This is a genomic window from Hydrogenimonas urashimensis, from assembly GCF_016593255.1.
Lineage (GTDB): Bacteria > Campylobacterota > Campylobacteria > Campylobacterales > Hydrogenimonadaceae > Hydrogenimonas > Hydrogenimonas urashimensis.
Genome location: NZ_AP023212.1, coordinates 140,039 through 153,832 on the forward strand (window position 1 = coordinate 140,039; position 13,794 = coordinate 153,832).

Here is a 13,794-nt window from a genome sequence, read left to right on the forward strand (position 1 = left end):
CAACGAAAAGATAGAATAAATAAAATTTTTTGGATTTTTTGGAGAATTTATTGAGAGTCGATAAATATTTGAGCAGTGTCAATCTCGTCAAGCGGCGTACGATCGCCCAGGATATGGTAAAAAGCGGGGTCGTTTTCATCAACGGGGTGCAGGCGAAGCCGAGCAAAGAGGTAAAGGTGGGCGACACGATCGAAATTCGCTATCTCAAAGGAGCGAGACGGTACAAAGTGCTCAAGATACCGACGACCAAATCGATTCCAAAAAGTGCGAAAGATGACTATGTCCAGGAGCTTGCATGACATACGACGAAGCCAAGACGGTATTCGAACGCCTTTTCCTCGGATTGATGGACGAAGAGGAAGCGAAAAAGATTCTGATAGAGATGGCCGAGCGTGGTGAGACCACTGACGAGATTGCGGCGGCGGCGGAGGTGATGCGGGCCCATTCGGTGAAGCTGCCGGTTCCCGAGGATCTTCGGATCAAACTGATCGACAACTGCGGCACGGGTGGCGACAAGAGCGGCACTTTCAACATTTCGTCGACTGTCTCGCTTCTTCTGGCCGGGGCGGGATGCTACGTGGCCAAACACGGCAACCGCTCCATCACCAGCAGATCGGGAAGTGCCGACATGCTCGAGGCGCTGGGCATCAGGCTCGATCTCTCTCCCGAAAAGCAGGTGCAGATGCTGCAGGAGTGCGGTTTTACCTTCATCTTCGCCATCTATCACCATCCGGCGATGAAGTTCGTCATGCCGATTCGCAAATCGATCTCTCACCGAACCATTTTCAACATATTGGGACCTCTCAGCAATCCGGCCGGTGTGCAAAAGCAGTTCATCGGTGTTTTCGACCCCGCTTTCGTACCCAAAATCGCCAAAGCGCTCAAGAGGCTCGGCTCGAAACGGGCGATGGTCGTCAGCAGTCGGGACGGTCTGGATGAAATTTCGCTCGGGGCGCCGACGGATACCGCATTTTTGGATCAGGGGCATCTGGAACTGCGCACCATCGATCCTGTCGAGTACGGCATCGGCCATGCGCCGCTGGAAGCCGTTGCGGGGGGAGACGCGCAGGAGAACGCGCGAACAGCACGGGAGATTCTCACGGGCAAGTTGCAGGGGCCCAAACGGGATATCGTGCTGATCAACGCGGCAGGAGCGCTCGTCGTGGACGGCAAAGCGCGCGATATCGGCGAAGGATTGGCTCTGGCCAGAGAAACCATCGATTCAGGAAGGGCCGCCGAGGCGCTCGAGAAGATCATCCGGGTCTCCAACGCTTTATGAAAGAAGCGGAAGTCATAGAAGCGCCGCTGGAGAAGATCGACAGCGTCGCCCGAAAGATCGCAAAGAGGCTTCCAGAGCATGCGATCGTGTTTTTGCGGGGTGATCTCGCCGCTGGAAAGACGACGCTTGTCAGGGCGCTTGCCAAAATAAGGGGGTACGGGGAGGCGGTCACCTCTCCGACCTTTTCGATCCAGCAGATATACGGAAAAGATCTTTTCCACTACGACCTCTATCAGTGCCCTAACGAGAAATTTCTCGCCATGGGGCTTCTGGAGAGTCTGGAAGAGCCGGGATGGCACCTGATCGAGTGGGGAGACGAAAATCTGGAAAACTATTTGAAAGCGCACGGTTTCAGTACGGTCGTCATAGAGATCGAACCGACGGAGAGCGGACGCCGATACAGGATAAGCGCCGATGCATAGACTCAAAACGGAAAATCTTGTCAAAACCATCAAAAAACAGATGATCGTCCGGGGAATCTCGCTCGAATTGCAGACCGGGCAGGTGGTGGGGCTGCTGGGCCCCAACGGGGCGGGAAAGACGACGACGTTTTACATGATATGCGGACTGATTCCCGTCAGCGAAGGAAAGGTCTTCATCGACGACGCCGATGTGACCAAAGAGCCGTTGCATGCCAGGGCGCGGAGGGGTATCGGTTATCTTCCCCAGGAATCCAGTATTTTCAAGGAACTGACGGTGGAAGAGAACCTGCTGATCGCAGCGGAAGCGGCGAAGCTCGACAAGGAGAGTGCCGCCAAACGCATCGAAAGCCTGTTGGAACTTTTCAACATCGAGCCGATACGAAACCGCAAGGGCATCCGTCTCAGCGGCGGTGAAAGACGCCGGACAGAGATCGCGCGGGCTCTTGTTAACAAGCCGAAATTCCTGCTTCTGGACGAACCTTTCGCCGGTGTCGATCCTATCGCCGTCATCGACATTCAGAATGTGATCCGTCAACTGCTTGAGCTCGATATCGGTGTGCTCATTACCGACCACAACGTCCGGGAGACGCTCGGCATCTGCCACAGGGCCTATGTCATGTACGAAGGGACACTGATGGCGGAAGGAAGCGCAAAGGAGATCGCCAGCCATCCCGAAGTCATCAAACACTATCTGGGAGAGCATTTCACTCTATGAAACTGCGCCAGACACAGAGTGCCGGCTTAAAGACGAAGCTTTCGAGCACTTTGCGCAGCTGGCTGCCGATTCTCCAGTCGGGCCTGGAAGAGCTGGAAGATCAGCTCAGGGCCTACGAAGAGGAGAACCCCTGCATGGAGGTCCGCTCGGGTTTCGAAGAGCAGTTTTCGGCCAAATTCGGCAAACATGTACTCCACAGCCGTGAGCGTTCCGGCAGTGCCGAGGCGATCGAAGCACTGACCATCCACGAAAAATCCCTCTACGAACGTCTCTACGAACAGATCGGCGCCCCGCTTTTTCCCACGCCCCGGAGTGAAGCGATCGCCTTTGCGATCATCGAAGAGATCTCCGCGGAGGGGTATTTCGAAGGGAGTGTGGCATCGATAGCCCGCCGCCTGGCTGTTTCGCCCCAAGAGGTTGAAAAGATACGGCAGCGATTTGCTTACCTCTCACCTTCGGGTGTCGGAGCGCGAGATACTGCCGAAGCGATGCTTTTTCAGCTTCGTCAGAGCGAAGTGACCGAGCCTCTCTATTCGCTGGTGGCGCGAATGCTGGAAGACTTCGAAAATCTCGCACGGTTCAAGGAGAACCCGCTCTATTCGGAAGCGATCGGAGTGATACGCCGATTCAAAAATCCTCCGGCCATCGAAACGATGGAGGCCTCGCCGCCGGCCATACCCGATCTCATCATTGTCCGAAACGACGAGAACATCGAAGTGAAAATCAATGACGACTTCTATCCGGACATTCTGGTCCACGGCGGCGATCTCGACCACCGTTTCCTCCGGAAAAAGATGAAAGAGGCGAGGGATCTTTTCGATGCGCTTCAGATGCGCAAGGCGACACTCTACAAGATAGGGCTGATGATCGTCGAATTCCAGTACGATTTTTTTCGGGGAGGTGACATCCGTCCGATGAAACTTAAGGATATCGCCGAAGAGTTCGACCACAATCCCTCTACCATATCCCGTGCCATCGCCAACAAATATCTGATGTGCGACCGCGGCATATTCCCGATGAAGGCGTTTTTCACTGCCGGACTCGACGAAGATGTGAGCAACGCCTCGATCAAGAGGTTTATTGCCGAAACGATTGCCTCAGAGGATAGAGACAAACCCCTGAGCGACCAGAAGCTTCTTGAGTTGATCGAAGAGAAATTCGGTGTCAAGATGGTGCGAAGAACGGTGACAAAATACCGGAAACAGATGAAGATAGGCGGATCGAGTGAACGCAAACGATTTTACAGACTTGCGTGAGCGGCTCGATGCGGAGGTTCACAGGCGCGAGTGTGCCCTGGAGCTTTCCTCCAAGCGCCCCGATCCGCTGATGGTGGCCAGGGATCTCGACGACGACCGTGCGATCCTGCTCTGCGCGCTTTTTGGGTACGGCAATGCCGGAAGGATCGTCACATTTCTTCGTTCCCTGGATTTTTCGCTGCTCGATGCCGACGAAAGAGAAATACGAAAGGGCCTTGAGCACCGCTACCGTTTCCAGTCGCCGGAAGATGTCGTACAGATCTTTCTGACCCTGCGGCGGGCGGGGCACGGCGCGATGGAAGAGATTTTCATGGAAGGGTACCGTCGGAACCATGCCGTTATCGACGGCGTTTTTGAACTTATCGAGTATTTCGGACGACTCAACGGATGGAACAGCCGGGGATACCGTTTTCTCACAAGCACCGTTCCCGCCGACGGGCGGCCGCGGAGTGCCTATAAACGGTGGATGATGTTTCTGCGATGGATGGTGAGGAAGGAGGCACTGGATCTGGGGCGATGGCGGGGAGTCGACACGGCGGACCTGATCATGCCTCTGGACACCCATACCTTCCGCGTGAGCCGGCGCCTTGGGCTGCTGAAGCGAAAAAGCTGTGACTGGAAGGCCGCCGTCGAATTGACCCGGTCGCTGAAACGCTTCTGCCCGGAAGATCCCGTCAGATACGATTTCGCCCTCTACAGGATCGGGCAGGAAAAAGCGGAATTATAAGGCCTGTATTAAAGCCTGATTAATGGACGTTATGCTAAAATCGCACAAATCTATGACAAAGGAAGATGAATGGAAGGTCGTATTTTCACCTTTTTGGGTGTGATTTCCGAAAATCACTCCTATCTGTTCGCGTCCCACTTCATTTTGGCGGCCATTCTTGTACTGCTGGTGGCAAAAATGGCGACGAAATCGCTCAAGCTTGTTCCGACAGGTACGCAAAACGTGATGGAAGCCTACCTGCAGGGTATCGTTGCGATGGGTCGCGATGTCATCGGTGAGAGCAATGCACGTAAATACCTGCCGCTCGTTGCGACGATAGGTTTGATCGTTTTCTTTTCCAACCTTATGGAGATCATTCCCGGTTTCGAACCGCCGTCGGGCAATATCAACATGACCTTGACGCTGGCGCTCATCGTATTCATCTACTACAACTTCGAAGGCATCAGGAAAAACGGACTCGTCCATTATTTCGCGCATTTCGCCGGTCCTGTGAAATGGCTTGCGCCTCTGATGTTTCCGATCGAAATCGTTTCTCATATTTCCCGCATCATTTCCCTCTCGTTCCGACTTTTCGGAAATATCAAGGGAGACGACCTTTTTGTCATGGTACTCCTTCTGCTCGTTCCCTGGATTGCGCCGATTCCAGGATTCATGCTCATGGCGTTTTCAGCCATATTGCAGACATTCATCTTCATGATCCTCACCTACGTCTATCTGGCGGGTGCAGTCATGCTCGAAGAGGAAACCCTCTGATCGGGTATTCTGTTTGAAACGGACAATCGCCGAAACTCTCGTCAGTTTTCTCCTGGGCGCCGCCTGGGCGGTTGTTCTGCTGGGCGCCCTTTTTCTCTTCTGGTCATTTCTTCCTTTCGGTATTTTTATCGCCATCATGGCCGGCATCGTCGGATCGCTGTTCGGACTTCTGTGCGTGGTGCTTCTGGAAGTGGCGGCACTGCAGTTTGACAAGTATCGGGAACTGAAACATCAGACCCGCCTGCTGGAGCAGATCAGCGCCACTTTGAACCGGAGCGATGATTCTTCGTTACGCCATCACTGATCCGGCGTACTACACTTCCGACCCGGCAGAACTGCGTCGCAGGGTACGCACAATGCTCGCACAACACGGTGCCCACATGGTCTGCCTCCGCGACAAAGAGTGCCATGACTATCATCTCCTCGCCGAAGCCTTTCTTTCCCTGAAACCGGAATTTCCCGGCACGAAATTTCTGCTGCATACCGACTTCGCCCTGGCCGAGAGGCTGGAGGCTGATGGTGTGCATCTGCCTTCCGGCCGTATCGACGATGTCACGGAAGTGAAAAAGAGGGGGCTGTGGTGCATTGTCAGTACCCATACCCCCGAAGAGATTACCCTGTGTGAAAAGAAAGGAGCCGATGCCGTAACCTACAGCCCGATTTTTGCGACCCCCGGCAAAGGGGAGCCCAAGGGTTTAGAGAAGTTAAAAGAAATTAAAGATAAAATATCTCTCAAACTCTTTGCCCTTGGCGGCATCGTGTCGATAGAACAGGTCAAGGCCGTCGAAAGAGCCGGAGCCGACGGGTTTGCGTCGATACGCTATTTCGTCGAATGAAGGAAAAAAACAGATCATGAGCGCTTTTGAAGTCGTCATCGGACTGGAAATACATGTCCAACTCAATACCAAAACGAAAATATTCTGCAACTGTGCCACCAGTTTCGCCGACCGTCAGAACATCCACACCTGTCCAGTGTGTCTTGGACTGCCGGGGGCTTTGCCGGTGCTGAACAAAGAGGCCGTCAAAAAGGCGATGATGTTCGGCTACGCCATCGAAGCGACGGTGCACAGAAAGTCGATTTTCAATCGCAAGAACTATTTTTATCCCGACCTGCCGAAAGGGTATCAGATCAGCCAGTTCGAGGTACCCATCGTCGAGAACGGCCATCTGATGATCGATTTTGACGACGGAAGCCAGAAACGCATCGGCATCACCCGTGCCCACCTCGAAGAGGATGCGGGCAAAAACATCCATGAAGGCAGGCACTCTCTTGTCGATCTGAACCGCGCCGGCACGCCGCTTCTTGAGATCGTCAGCGAGCCGGACATGCGAAGTGCCGACGAAGCCGTCCGCTATCTGAAAAAACTTCATGCCATCGTCCGCTATCTCGGCATCAGCGACGCCAATATGCAGGAGGGTTCCTTCCGCTGCGATGTCAATGTCTCGATCCGTCCGAAAGGGGACGAAAAGCTTTACACCCGTGTCGAAATCAAAAACATGAACAGTTTCCGTTTTATCCACCAGGCCATTGGCTACGAGGTAGAACGCCAGATCGAAGCGTGGGAAGACGGTGTCTACGACGAAGAGGTGTGGCAGGAGACCCGCCTTTTCGACCCGGACAAGGGAGAGACCCGTTCGATGCGCGGGAAAGAGGAGAGTGCCGATTACCGCTATTTCCCCGAGCCGGATCTGCTGCCGGTCATCCTTGACGAAGAGATGATCGAAGAGGCGAAACAGATTCCCGAAATGCCGGATGAAAAACGGGCGAGATATGTCAAGGATTTTGGTCTTCGCGAATACGATGCGGCGGTCATAACTTCGGAAGTCGAAATGGCACGCTATTTCGAAACGATGGTAGAGGAGGGCGCCGATCCGAAAGAGGCGGCGAAGTGGCTGACGATCGAACTGCAGGGCAGGCTCAAGGGCGTGGCGGCACTCGAATCCTCACCTGTGACGGCCAAACAGTTGGCGGCGATTGTCAAACGCATCGCCGACGGTACCATCAGCGGCAAAGCAGGCAAAGAGGTGCTCGACTATCTTTTCGAACACGAAGGAGCAGATGTGGATGAGGCAATCGAAAAACTCGGCCTCAAACAGGTGAGCGACGACAACGCCATCCTGGCGCTCATCGACGATGTGCTCGCCGCCAATGCCGAGAAGGTGGAGGAGTACAAAGGGGGCAAGGAGAAGCTCTTCGGCTTCTTCGTCGGGCAGGTGATGAAAGCATCCAAAGGGTCGGCCAATCCCGGCAAAGTGAACCAGCTGCTTAAAGAGCGTTTGAACCGTTGAAACAGCTCTTCGTAAAATATCTCGTCTCCTTCTCCTATCTGCTGGAGAGCTCTTCGCGCTACAAGCGCGTGAAGAGATTTTTTGACAATCTTCTCAACAACGACGATTACCCCTACAAAAAATATTTCGACATTTTCATGGTATTCATCATCCTCTCAAGTGTCACCATCCTCGTCGTGGATGTGCGCGAACATGTGGCCTACTGGCTGGAGTGGTACGATTATTACATTGTAACTATCATTTTCATCATCGAATATGAACTGCGCCTCTGGGTACACGGGGATATGCACAAAATCATCATCGCGCACTACGAAGAGGCGGAATTTTTCGAAAAGCCCTTTTCTTTGAAAAAGGTCTTTTCCGAAATTTTCGCCCAGAAATGGGAATTTGTCACTTCCCTGCCCGCTATCATCGACCTGGTCGCGATTCTTCCCAGCTACCGGGAAATCCGGGTTTTGCGGGTTTTCGTACTTTTCCGTGCTTTCAAGATGCTTCGCTACTCCAGGAGTCTGTTGCAGTTTTTCGACATTCTCCGTAGCAAGAAGGTTGAACTCTACGCCCTTTTTCTGCTGCTCGCATTTTTCACGCTGATCGCTTCGATGATGATCTATGTTTTCGAAGGGGCGGGGCAGAATCCCAATATCAATTCGCTTTTTGACGCCATCTACTGGGCCGTCGTCACCGTCACGACCGTTGGTTACGGCGACATCACTCCTGTAACTCACGAGGGGCGCTTCATTTCGATTCTGGTCATTATCACGGGTCTTGGGGCTATCACCTTCCTGACATCGATCATCGTTTCCGCCTTTGGTGAGAAACTGCCCGAAATCAAACAGACACGGGTTCTGAACCAGGTGGCGAAAGTCAAAGATCTCAATCTGGTATGCGGATACGGAAAGATCGGCCAGATCGTATCGCAGAAACTCAAAGCCCGCGGCGAGAAGATTCTGGTTATCGAAAACGATCCCCAGAAGGTCGAAAGGGCGGAACTTGACGGCCACAGAGTACTGCAGGCGGATGCCACCAAAAGCGCCACGCTGCTGCAGCTGAAGCTGTGCGACAATGTCAAGTCGATCATCGCGGTCACGCATAATGACATCATCAACGTTTTCATCACGATCAACGCACGAAGTCTTTGCAAGAGTGTGGAAATCATAGCGCGCTGCAGCGAGAAGAGTGTCGCCACGAAACTTAAACTTGCCGGCGCGAATCACCTGATCATGCCCGAAGAGATTGCCGGGCTCCTCGGGGCCGTTTATATCGGCCAGCCGGTCGCATTCGACGCGCTGCAGGCGATACTGACCCGCAAGAAATCGGCACGCATCGACGAAGTGGAGGTGAAGCGCGGTTCCTTCCTGGACGGCAAAAAAGTTGGGGATTTCGATTTTACCGGTTCACGGCTGGTGCTTTTGGCGGTGCTCAAACCTCTCAAACCGGATGAAAAGATGAGTCACTACGTACTCTTCAACCCTCCGGAGGAGACGCAGCTGCACGCCCATGACATTCTCGTCGTCATGGGCTACAATGTCAGTATCGCCGATTTCAAGGAAAGGATGCTCGAGAGTGTTCGATACAAAAAAAGATCAGCGTGAAATCGTGCTGTTCGGCTACGGGAAGCTGGGTCACCGAGTCTACGAGATGCTCTCGACCTATTTCTCCAAAATTACCGTGGTGGAGCAGAGTGACATACTGACGCAGGATGCCAAAGACCACGGCATCGTCAAATCCTTCACGGTCGACTTCAAGCATGACCAGGAGCTTATGGACCTGGGGCTGGAGGGGAAGATTCTCTTCTGTGCGATGGACGAAATGGCGATGAACATCTTCCTGGTGCTTTCACTCAAAAGCATGACGCAAAACGCCACGATCATCTCCATCTCTACTTCGGCGGAGAATACGAGAAAACTCAAATTCATCGGGGCCGACAAAGTGATCGACATCTACGAAGCGAGCGCCAACCGCATTGTCGACATCATTACCCGTCCAGCGGTAACGCGGGTTCTCGATGAGATCATTTTCATCGACAACGGCATCAGTCTCGAAGAGATCGAGATACCGCCGAACTCTTTCCTGGAAGGAAAATATGTGCATGACATCGATTTCAAGGCGATGGATCTGATTTTGGTCGGAATTACGGACAAGGAGATGGGAGACGATTTCATCTTCGTCTCACGCGGTATCGATCACAAGTTCGATGCGGGAGATATCCTGGTCCTGCTTGGCGAGAGCCCGGCGCTTGATGCGTTTTACAAAAAGCTGACGGAATCCCGCCAGACTTCAACAGAATCGAAAAGAGGTTGAGATGAAAAAAGTAGCGGTCGTCGGAGCGGGAAAATGGGGACAGGCGCTTGCCCATGCGTTGAGTCAGAAATGCGATGTGGTCATCACATCCAGAAGGCCGCGCGACCTTCCGAATTTTGTTTCACTCGAGATGGCGATGGCGCGGGATTTCGTCGTCATCGCCATTTCCGCCCAGGCGATACGGGGGTGGCTCGAAGAGCACCGTGTATTCAGGGATTCCCACCATCTGCTCATCGCATCGAAGGGAATCGACGCGAAAACCGGCGCGTTCATGAACGAGATTTTCGAGGAGTATCTTTCGCCCGCCCAGCTCAGCTACCTTACGGGACCCTCCTTTGCCAAAGAGGTGATGCAATCTCTGCCCACGGCACTGGTGGTCAACAGCCGCAACCGTATGATCGCCCAGGAGTGGAGCGAACTTTTTCCCGATTTCATAAAAACCTATACCAGTACCGATGTCGTCGGTGCGGAAGTGGGCGGAGCCTACAAGAACGTCATCGCCATCGCGGCCGGAATCTGCGAAGGTCTGCAGCTGGGTGAAAATGCCAAGGCGGCTCTCGTTTCCCGGGGGCTCGTGGAGATGGCGCGCTTCGGGACCTATTTCGGTGCCAAAGAGGAGACTTTCCTTTCCCTCAGCGGGGCGGGCGATCTCTTTTTGACGGCCAACAGCCGACTTTCACGAAATTTCCGTGTCGGTCTGGGGCTGGCGCAGAAAAAGAGCCTTGATGAAATTCTAAAAGAGCTTGGCGAAGTGGCGGAAGGCGTCGGTACCGCCCATGCACTTCACAAAATTTCCATCAATAACGACATCTATCTGCCGATCGCCAACGAAGTCTACGAAATTTTGCACGGCAAGAGCGTCAAAGAGAGTCTGAAAGATCTACTATCGCACAGGAGGAACTGATATGCAGAACTATCTCAAAGAGGCCAAAACCTCCGCGTCGGTGCTGGCTACACTGAGTGGCGAGGTGAAAAACCGTGTCCTGCATTCGATTGCGGATGCCCTTGAAGCCAACGACGTATTTATTATCGAACACAACAGGTACGATATGGAGGAGGGGAGGCGGAACAACCTCTCCTCCGCCCTGATGGACCGTCTTTTCCTGAACGAGAAGCGCATCGCCGAGATGGCGCAGGCGGTCAGGGATATCGCATCTCTCAAAGAGCCGGTGGGACGGATACTCGACGGATGGGTTACCGACAACGGTCTGCGAATTGAGAAGGTCAGCATTCCCATCGGTGTCATCGGCATCATCTACGAGTCGCGTCCCAATGTCACGAGCGATGCGGCGGCGCTCTGTTTCAAAAGCGGCAACGTTGCGATCCTCAAAGGCGGAAAAGAGGCGCAGCGGAGCAACGAGGCGATCGCGAAAATCATCCAGAATGTCCTTGAAGAGGAGGGGCTTCCGCGTTCCTTGATCAGTCTGCTTCCCGATGCCAGCCGCGAAGGTGTGGCGAAACTGATCAAAATGGACAAGTACGTCGATCTGATCATTCCGCGCGGGGGTGAAGCGTTGATCCGTTTCGTCAATGAAAATGCGACGGTGCCTGTTGTCAAGCATGACAAAGGGCTCTGTCACACCTACATCCATGCCGACGCCGATTTTAAGGAGGCGGTGAAGATCGCGGTCAACGCCAAATGCCAGCGTCCGGGTGTCTGCAATGCGATGGAGACGCTGATCGTCGATGCGGCCATCGCCCCGAAGATTCTTCCGGAGCTCAAAGAGGCGTTCGATGCGGAATCGACCCGGCTGCTCGGGGACGATGCGACACGTGCCGTCATCGATGTCGCTCCCGCGACGGAAGAGGATTACGATACGGAGTATCTGGCCAACACCCTTTCGATCCGAGTGGTCAACGGTGTGGACGAGGCGATCGCCCATATCCGTCGCTACGGTTCGGGACACTCCGAAGCGATTCTGACCAACAATCACCGGGCCGCCGAAAAATTTCTCAACGAAGTGGACGCTGCCTGCGTCTACGTCAACGCGTCGACCCGTTTTACCGACGGAGGCGCCTTCGGTTTCGGCGCGGAGGTTGGCATCAGTACCAACAAACTCCATGCGAGAGGGCCGATGGGCATCAACGATCTGACTACTTACAAGTACAAAATCTACGGAGAGGGACAGATTCGCTGAAAGATGGCCGAGACCGTTTTGGATATCCGCAACCTCACCTTCGGTTATACGAAAAAAAAACTGCTCTATAAAAATTTCTCCCTTTCGCTGAAAGTGGGGGAAATTGTCACGATTCTCGGCCCGAGCGGGAGCGGGAAGAGCACGTTGTTCGAACTGATCGCCGGCAATCTCAAACCTATGACAGGGAAGATCGAAAAAGCCCCTTTTTCCCAGGTTTTTCAAGACCCCTACAGCTCTTTTCATCCCACCTATACCGTCGAAAACCAGATCGCGGATGTCGCCGATCTGCAGGGCATCGAATCGCTGTGCCGCCAGATAGGATTCGATTATGCCCTGCTTCGGAAGTATCCCCATGAACTTTCGGGCGGGCAGCTTCAGCGTGCGTCCATTCTACGCTCGCTTTTGATGAAACCCAAACTGCTTCTTGCCGACGAGCCGACGTCCGCTCTGGATAATCTGATTCAGCTTGATGTGATGAAACTTCTTTTGAAGACACTGGAGAGAGTCGGTATTCTGATGATTACGCATGACCGCGATCTGGCGAAATGGTGCAGTGACCGCATCATCGAACTTGCATAATTTTTTTGTATAATAGTTTATGAAGTCGCTACTCTTTTTTCTTCTTTTCGCCTATGCATTGATAGGGCAGGATATTACTCCATCCGCAGTTTTCTCGGTCAGAGGCTATGTCAACGATTTTGTTGTTTCCGACGGAAAACTCTTTGTCGCAACCGACAGAGGCACCGTCGATATTTTCGATTTGAAAAAGATGGCGCTGGTTTATCAAATTGTCTTGAACCCAACCGAAGACGGATGGGGAGAGAGGGTCCCTGTGAGGATTTTGAGCGTCGATGTTCAGGACCGTCGCATTCTTGTTACAGGTATCGTGAAAGATGGCTTTCGGGCTGTGTGGCTCTTTGAAAACCTGAGACTCAAGCCGATTGTGGATGCAAAAGAGAAATTGATGCTCAAGGAGGCACACTTCGCCGATGACGGCCACATCGTAATGGGGACGTTCAGTTCCGAATTGATCCGATATTCCCTGCAGGAGAGAGCGCCCCTGTATCGCAGACAGCTCAACGATACGGCGATCGGAGATATGGCGATGAGCCTGGACCGGCGCTTTGTCGTAACGTCCGATGAGAGCGGCGCCGTACGTGTCGTGTGCGCGAAGACGGGAAAAGTGGTGCGTGAGCTTCCATCAAAACATCTGGACAATGTCTTTCATGTCGCTGCAGGCAAAGATGTGATAGTAACGGGGGGAAACGACAGGCGGGTCTGTATCTTCGGGAAAAAGCGAAATTATGTGATTCGTACCGACTTTCCCGTCTATTGCGTAGGCGTGAGTCCGGAAGGGAAAACAGGTGTCTATCTCAAAGGCGACGATCAAATCCTGCAGCTTTTTGATATCGAAACGGGCAAAGAGACGGACCGCCTTGTCGGCCATAAGGCTCTCGTCAATCAAATCCGCTTTCTGGATGAAACGACGCTGCTCAGTTCCGAGAAGGGGCCGTATGTCTACTTATGGAAAATCAAAAGCGCTAACCCACGGTAAACAGACCATCCCATTCATCATCCCATGGCTTGCTCCTTTCTGCATCCCGTTTGTTACAATATCGCAACTGCCGCATCATTGCCAAAATGAGCCGGGCAGCAGATGAAATGGCGACCCGAAAGCGTCAAACAGGAAAATTCCAAGGAGGTCTCTTATGGAAAAGATGACGGACGAGGCGTTGGAAAAGAGTATCGAAGCTCTAAGAAGGGCCTACAGGAAAGAAAAAGAGAAAATGGAATGGACGGACAACGATTTTGAGGCTTCGATGGTAGCCGAAGAGATGGAGCGTCTCAAAACGAAAATCAAACGTCTAAGAGGCATTCTGAAAGAAAGAAAAGAGAAGCAGAGGCCTGCTTAGC

At 53.1% G+C, this 13,794-nt stretch carries 17 protein-coding genes; all 17 read left to right on the forward strand.

The features are described from left to right. Positions 1-50: 50 nt before the first annotated feature. The 17 genes from JMG82_RS00690 to JMG82_RS00770 all read left to right on the forward strand — a co-directional run bounded on the left by JMG82_RS00690 (position 51) and on the right by JMG82_RS00770 (position 13,793). Positions 51-299: an RNA-binding S4 domain-containing protein gene (locus JMG82_RS00690; RefSeq protein ID WP_201353027.1), complete on the forward strand. Its 249-nt coding sequence runs from the start codon at positions 51-53 to the stop codon at positions 297-299. Continuing rightward, positions 296-1,279, forward strand: a complete 984-nt coding sequence (gene trpD / locus JMG82_RS00695; RefSeq protein ID WP_201353028.1) for an anthranilate phosphoribosyltransferase — start codon at positions 296-298, stop codon at positions 1,277-1,279. Before JMG82_RS00690 ends, trpD begins: the two co-directional genes overlap by 4 nt. Beyond that, positions 1,276-1,701: a tRNA (adenosine(37)-N6)-threonylcarbamoyltransferase complex ATPase subunit type 1 TsaE gene (tsaE, locus tag JMG82_RS00700; RefSeq protein ID WP_201353029.1), complete on the forward strand. Its 426-nt coding sequence runs from the start codon at positions 1,276-1,278 to the stop codon at positions 1,699-1,701. Before trpD ends, tsaE begins: the two co-directional genes overlap by 4 nt. Beyond that, on the forward strand, positions 1,694-2,416 hold the full coding sequence (gene lptB / locus JMG82_RS00705; RefSeq protein ID WP_201353030.1) for an LPS export ABC transporter ATP-binding protein: 723 nt from the start codon (positions 1,694-1,696) through the stop codon (positions 2,414-2,416). Before tsaE ends, lptB begins: the two co-directional genes overlap by 8 nt. Further along, a complete protein-coding gene (locus JMG82_RS00710) occupies positions 2,413-3,672 on the forward strand; it encodes an RNA polymerase factor sigma-54 (RefSeq protein WP_201353031.1) in 1,260 nt (419 codons plus the stop codon). The genes lptB and JMG82_RS00710 overlap by 4 nt, the downstream gene beginning before the upstream one ends. Continuing rightward, complete coding sequence (locus tag JMG82_RS00715; RefSeq protein ID WP_236579151.1) at positions 3,641-4,399, forward strand: TIGR02757 family protein; 759 nt, start codon at positions 3,641-3,643, stop codon at positions 4,397-4,399. The genes JMG82_RS00710 and JMG82_RS00715 overlap by 32 nt, the downstream gene beginning before the upstream one ends. Before the next feature lie 69 nt (positions 4,400-4,468). Next, a complete protein-coding gene (locus JMG82_RS00720; protein WP_201353032.1) occupies positions 4,469-5,152 on the forward strand; it encodes a F0F1 ATP synthase subunit A in 684 nt (227 codons plus the stop codon). 13 nt (positions 5,153-5,165) lie between these two features. Continuing rightward, on the forward strand, positions 5,166-5,456 hold the full coding sequence (locus tag JMG82_RS00725; RefSeq protein ID WP_201353033.1) for a hypothetical protein: 291 nt from the start codon (positions 5,166-5,168) through the stop codon (positions 5,454-5,456). Further along, positions 5,431-5,988, forward strand: a complete 558-nt coding sequence (locus tag JMG82_RS00730; RefSeq protein ID WP_201353034.1) for a thiamine phosphate synthase — start codon at positions 5,431-5,433, stop codon at positions 5,986-5,988. The genes JMG82_RS00725 and JMG82_RS00730 overlap by 26 nt, the downstream gene beginning before the upstream one ends. A 16-nt stretch (positions 5,989-6,004) precedes the next feature. Further along, positions 6,005-7,441 (forward strand): Asp-tRNA(Asn)/Glu-tRNA(Gln) amidotransferase subunit GatB, encoded by a 1,437-nt coding sequence (gene gatB, locus JMG82_RS00735; protein WP_201353035.1) that lies wholly within the window; start codon positions 6,005-6,007, stop codon positions 7,439-7,441. Beyond that, positions 7,438-9,033: an NAD-binding protein gene (locus JMG82_RS00740; protein WP_201353036.1), complete on the forward strand. Its 1,596-nt coding sequence runs from the start codon at positions 7,438-7,440 to the stop codon at positions 9,031-9,033. The genes gatB and JMG82_RS00740 overlap by 4 nt, the downstream gene beginning before the upstream one ends. Next, positions 9,005-9,742: a potassium channel family protein gene (locus JMG82_RS00745; protein WP_201353037.1), complete on the forward strand. Its 738-nt coding sequence runs from the start codon at positions 9,005-9,007 to the stop codon at positions 9,740-9,742. Before JMG82_RS00740 ends, JMG82_RS00745 begins: the two co-directional genes overlap by 29 nt. 1 nt (position 9,743) lies before the next feature. Further along, the gene (locus JMG82_RS00750; RefSeq protein WP_201353038.1) at positions 9,744-10,646 is read left to right on the forward strand and encodes an NAD(P)H-dependent glycerol-3-phosphate dehydrogenase; all 903 of its coding nucleotides are present in this window, start codon (positions 9,744-9,746) and stop codon (positions 10,644-10,646) included. Position 10,647: 1 nt separating this feature from the next. Beyond that, positions 10,648-11,880, forward strand: a complete 1,233-nt coding sequence (locus tag JMG82_RS00755; RefSeq protein ID WP_201353039.1) for a glutamate-5-semialdehyde dehydrogenase — start codon at positions 10,648-10,650, stop codon at positions 11,878-11,880. A 3-nt stretch (positions 11,881-11,883) separates the two neighbouring features. Then, positions 11,884-12,459 (forward strand): ATP-binding cassette domain-containing protein, encoded by a 576-nt coding sequence (locus tag JMG82_RS00760; protein WP_201353040.1) that lies wholly within the window; start codon positions 11,884-11,886, stop codon positions 12,457-12,459. Positions 12,460-12,478: 19 nt separating this feature from the next. Beyond that, positions 12,479-13,435 (forward strand): WD40 repeat domain-containing protein, encoded by a 957-nt coding sequence (locus tag JMG82_RS00765; RefSeq protein ID WP_201353041.1) that lies wholly within the window; start codon positions 12,479-12,481, stop codon positions 13,433-13,435. Between the two features lie 154 nt (positions 13,436-13,589). After that, positions 13,590-13,793, forward strand: a complete 204-nt coding sequence (locus tag JMG82_RS00770; RefSeq protein WP_201353042.1) for a hypothetical protein — start codon at positions 13,590-13,592, stop codon at positions 13,791-13,793. Position 13,794: the final 1 nt, after the last annotated feature.

Bases quoted from the DNA above. Each gene is read 5' to 3' on its own strand.
- JMG82_RS00710 (WP_201353031.1), top strand. From the start codon at position 2,413: ATGAAACTGCGCCAGACACAGAGTGCCGGCTTAAAGACGAAGCTTTCG.
- JMG82_RS00770 (WP_201353042.1), top strand. From the start codon at position 13,590: ATGGAAAAGATGACGGACGAGGCGTTGGAAAAGAGTATCGAAGCTCTA.
- gatB (WP_201353035.1), top strand. From the start codon at position 6,005: ATGAGCGCTTTTGAAGTCGTCATCGGACTGGAAATACATGTCCAACTC.
- tsaE (WP_201353029.1), top strand. From the start codon at position 1,276: ATGAAAGAAGCGGAAGTCATAGAAGCGCCGCTGGAGAAGATCGACAGC.
- lptB (WP_201353030.1), top strand. From the start codon at position 1,694: ATGCATAGACTCAAAACGGAAAATCTTGTCAAAACCATCAAAAAACAG.
- JMG82_RS00720 (WP_201353032.1), top strand. From the start codon at position 4,469: ATGGAAGGTCGTATTTTCACCTTTTTGGGTGTGATTTCCGAAAATCAC.
- JMG82_RS00760 (WP_201353040.1), top strand. From the start codon at position 11,884: ATGGCCGAGACCGTTTTGGATATCCGCAACCTCACCTTCGGTTATACG.
- JMG82_RS00750 (WP_201353038.1), top strand. From the start codon at position 9,744: ATGAAAAAAGTAGCGGTCGTCGGAGCGGGAAAATGGGGACAGGCGCTT.
- JMG82_RS00755 (WP_201353039.1), top strand. From the start codon at position 10,648: ATGCAGAACTATCTCAAAGAGGCCAAAACCTCCGCGTCGGTGCTGGCT.
- trpD (WP_201353028.1), top strand. From the start codon at position 296: ATGACATACGACGAAGCCAAGACGGTATTCGAACGCCTTTTCCTCGGA.
- JMG82_RS00765 (WP_201353041.1), top strand. From the start codon at position 12,479: ATGAAGTCGCTACTCTTTTTTCTTCTTTTCGCCTATGCATTGATAGGG.
- JMG82_RS00730 (WP_201353034.1), top strand. From the start codon at position 5,431: ATGATTCTTCGTTACGCCATCACTGATCCGGCGTACTACACTTCCGAC.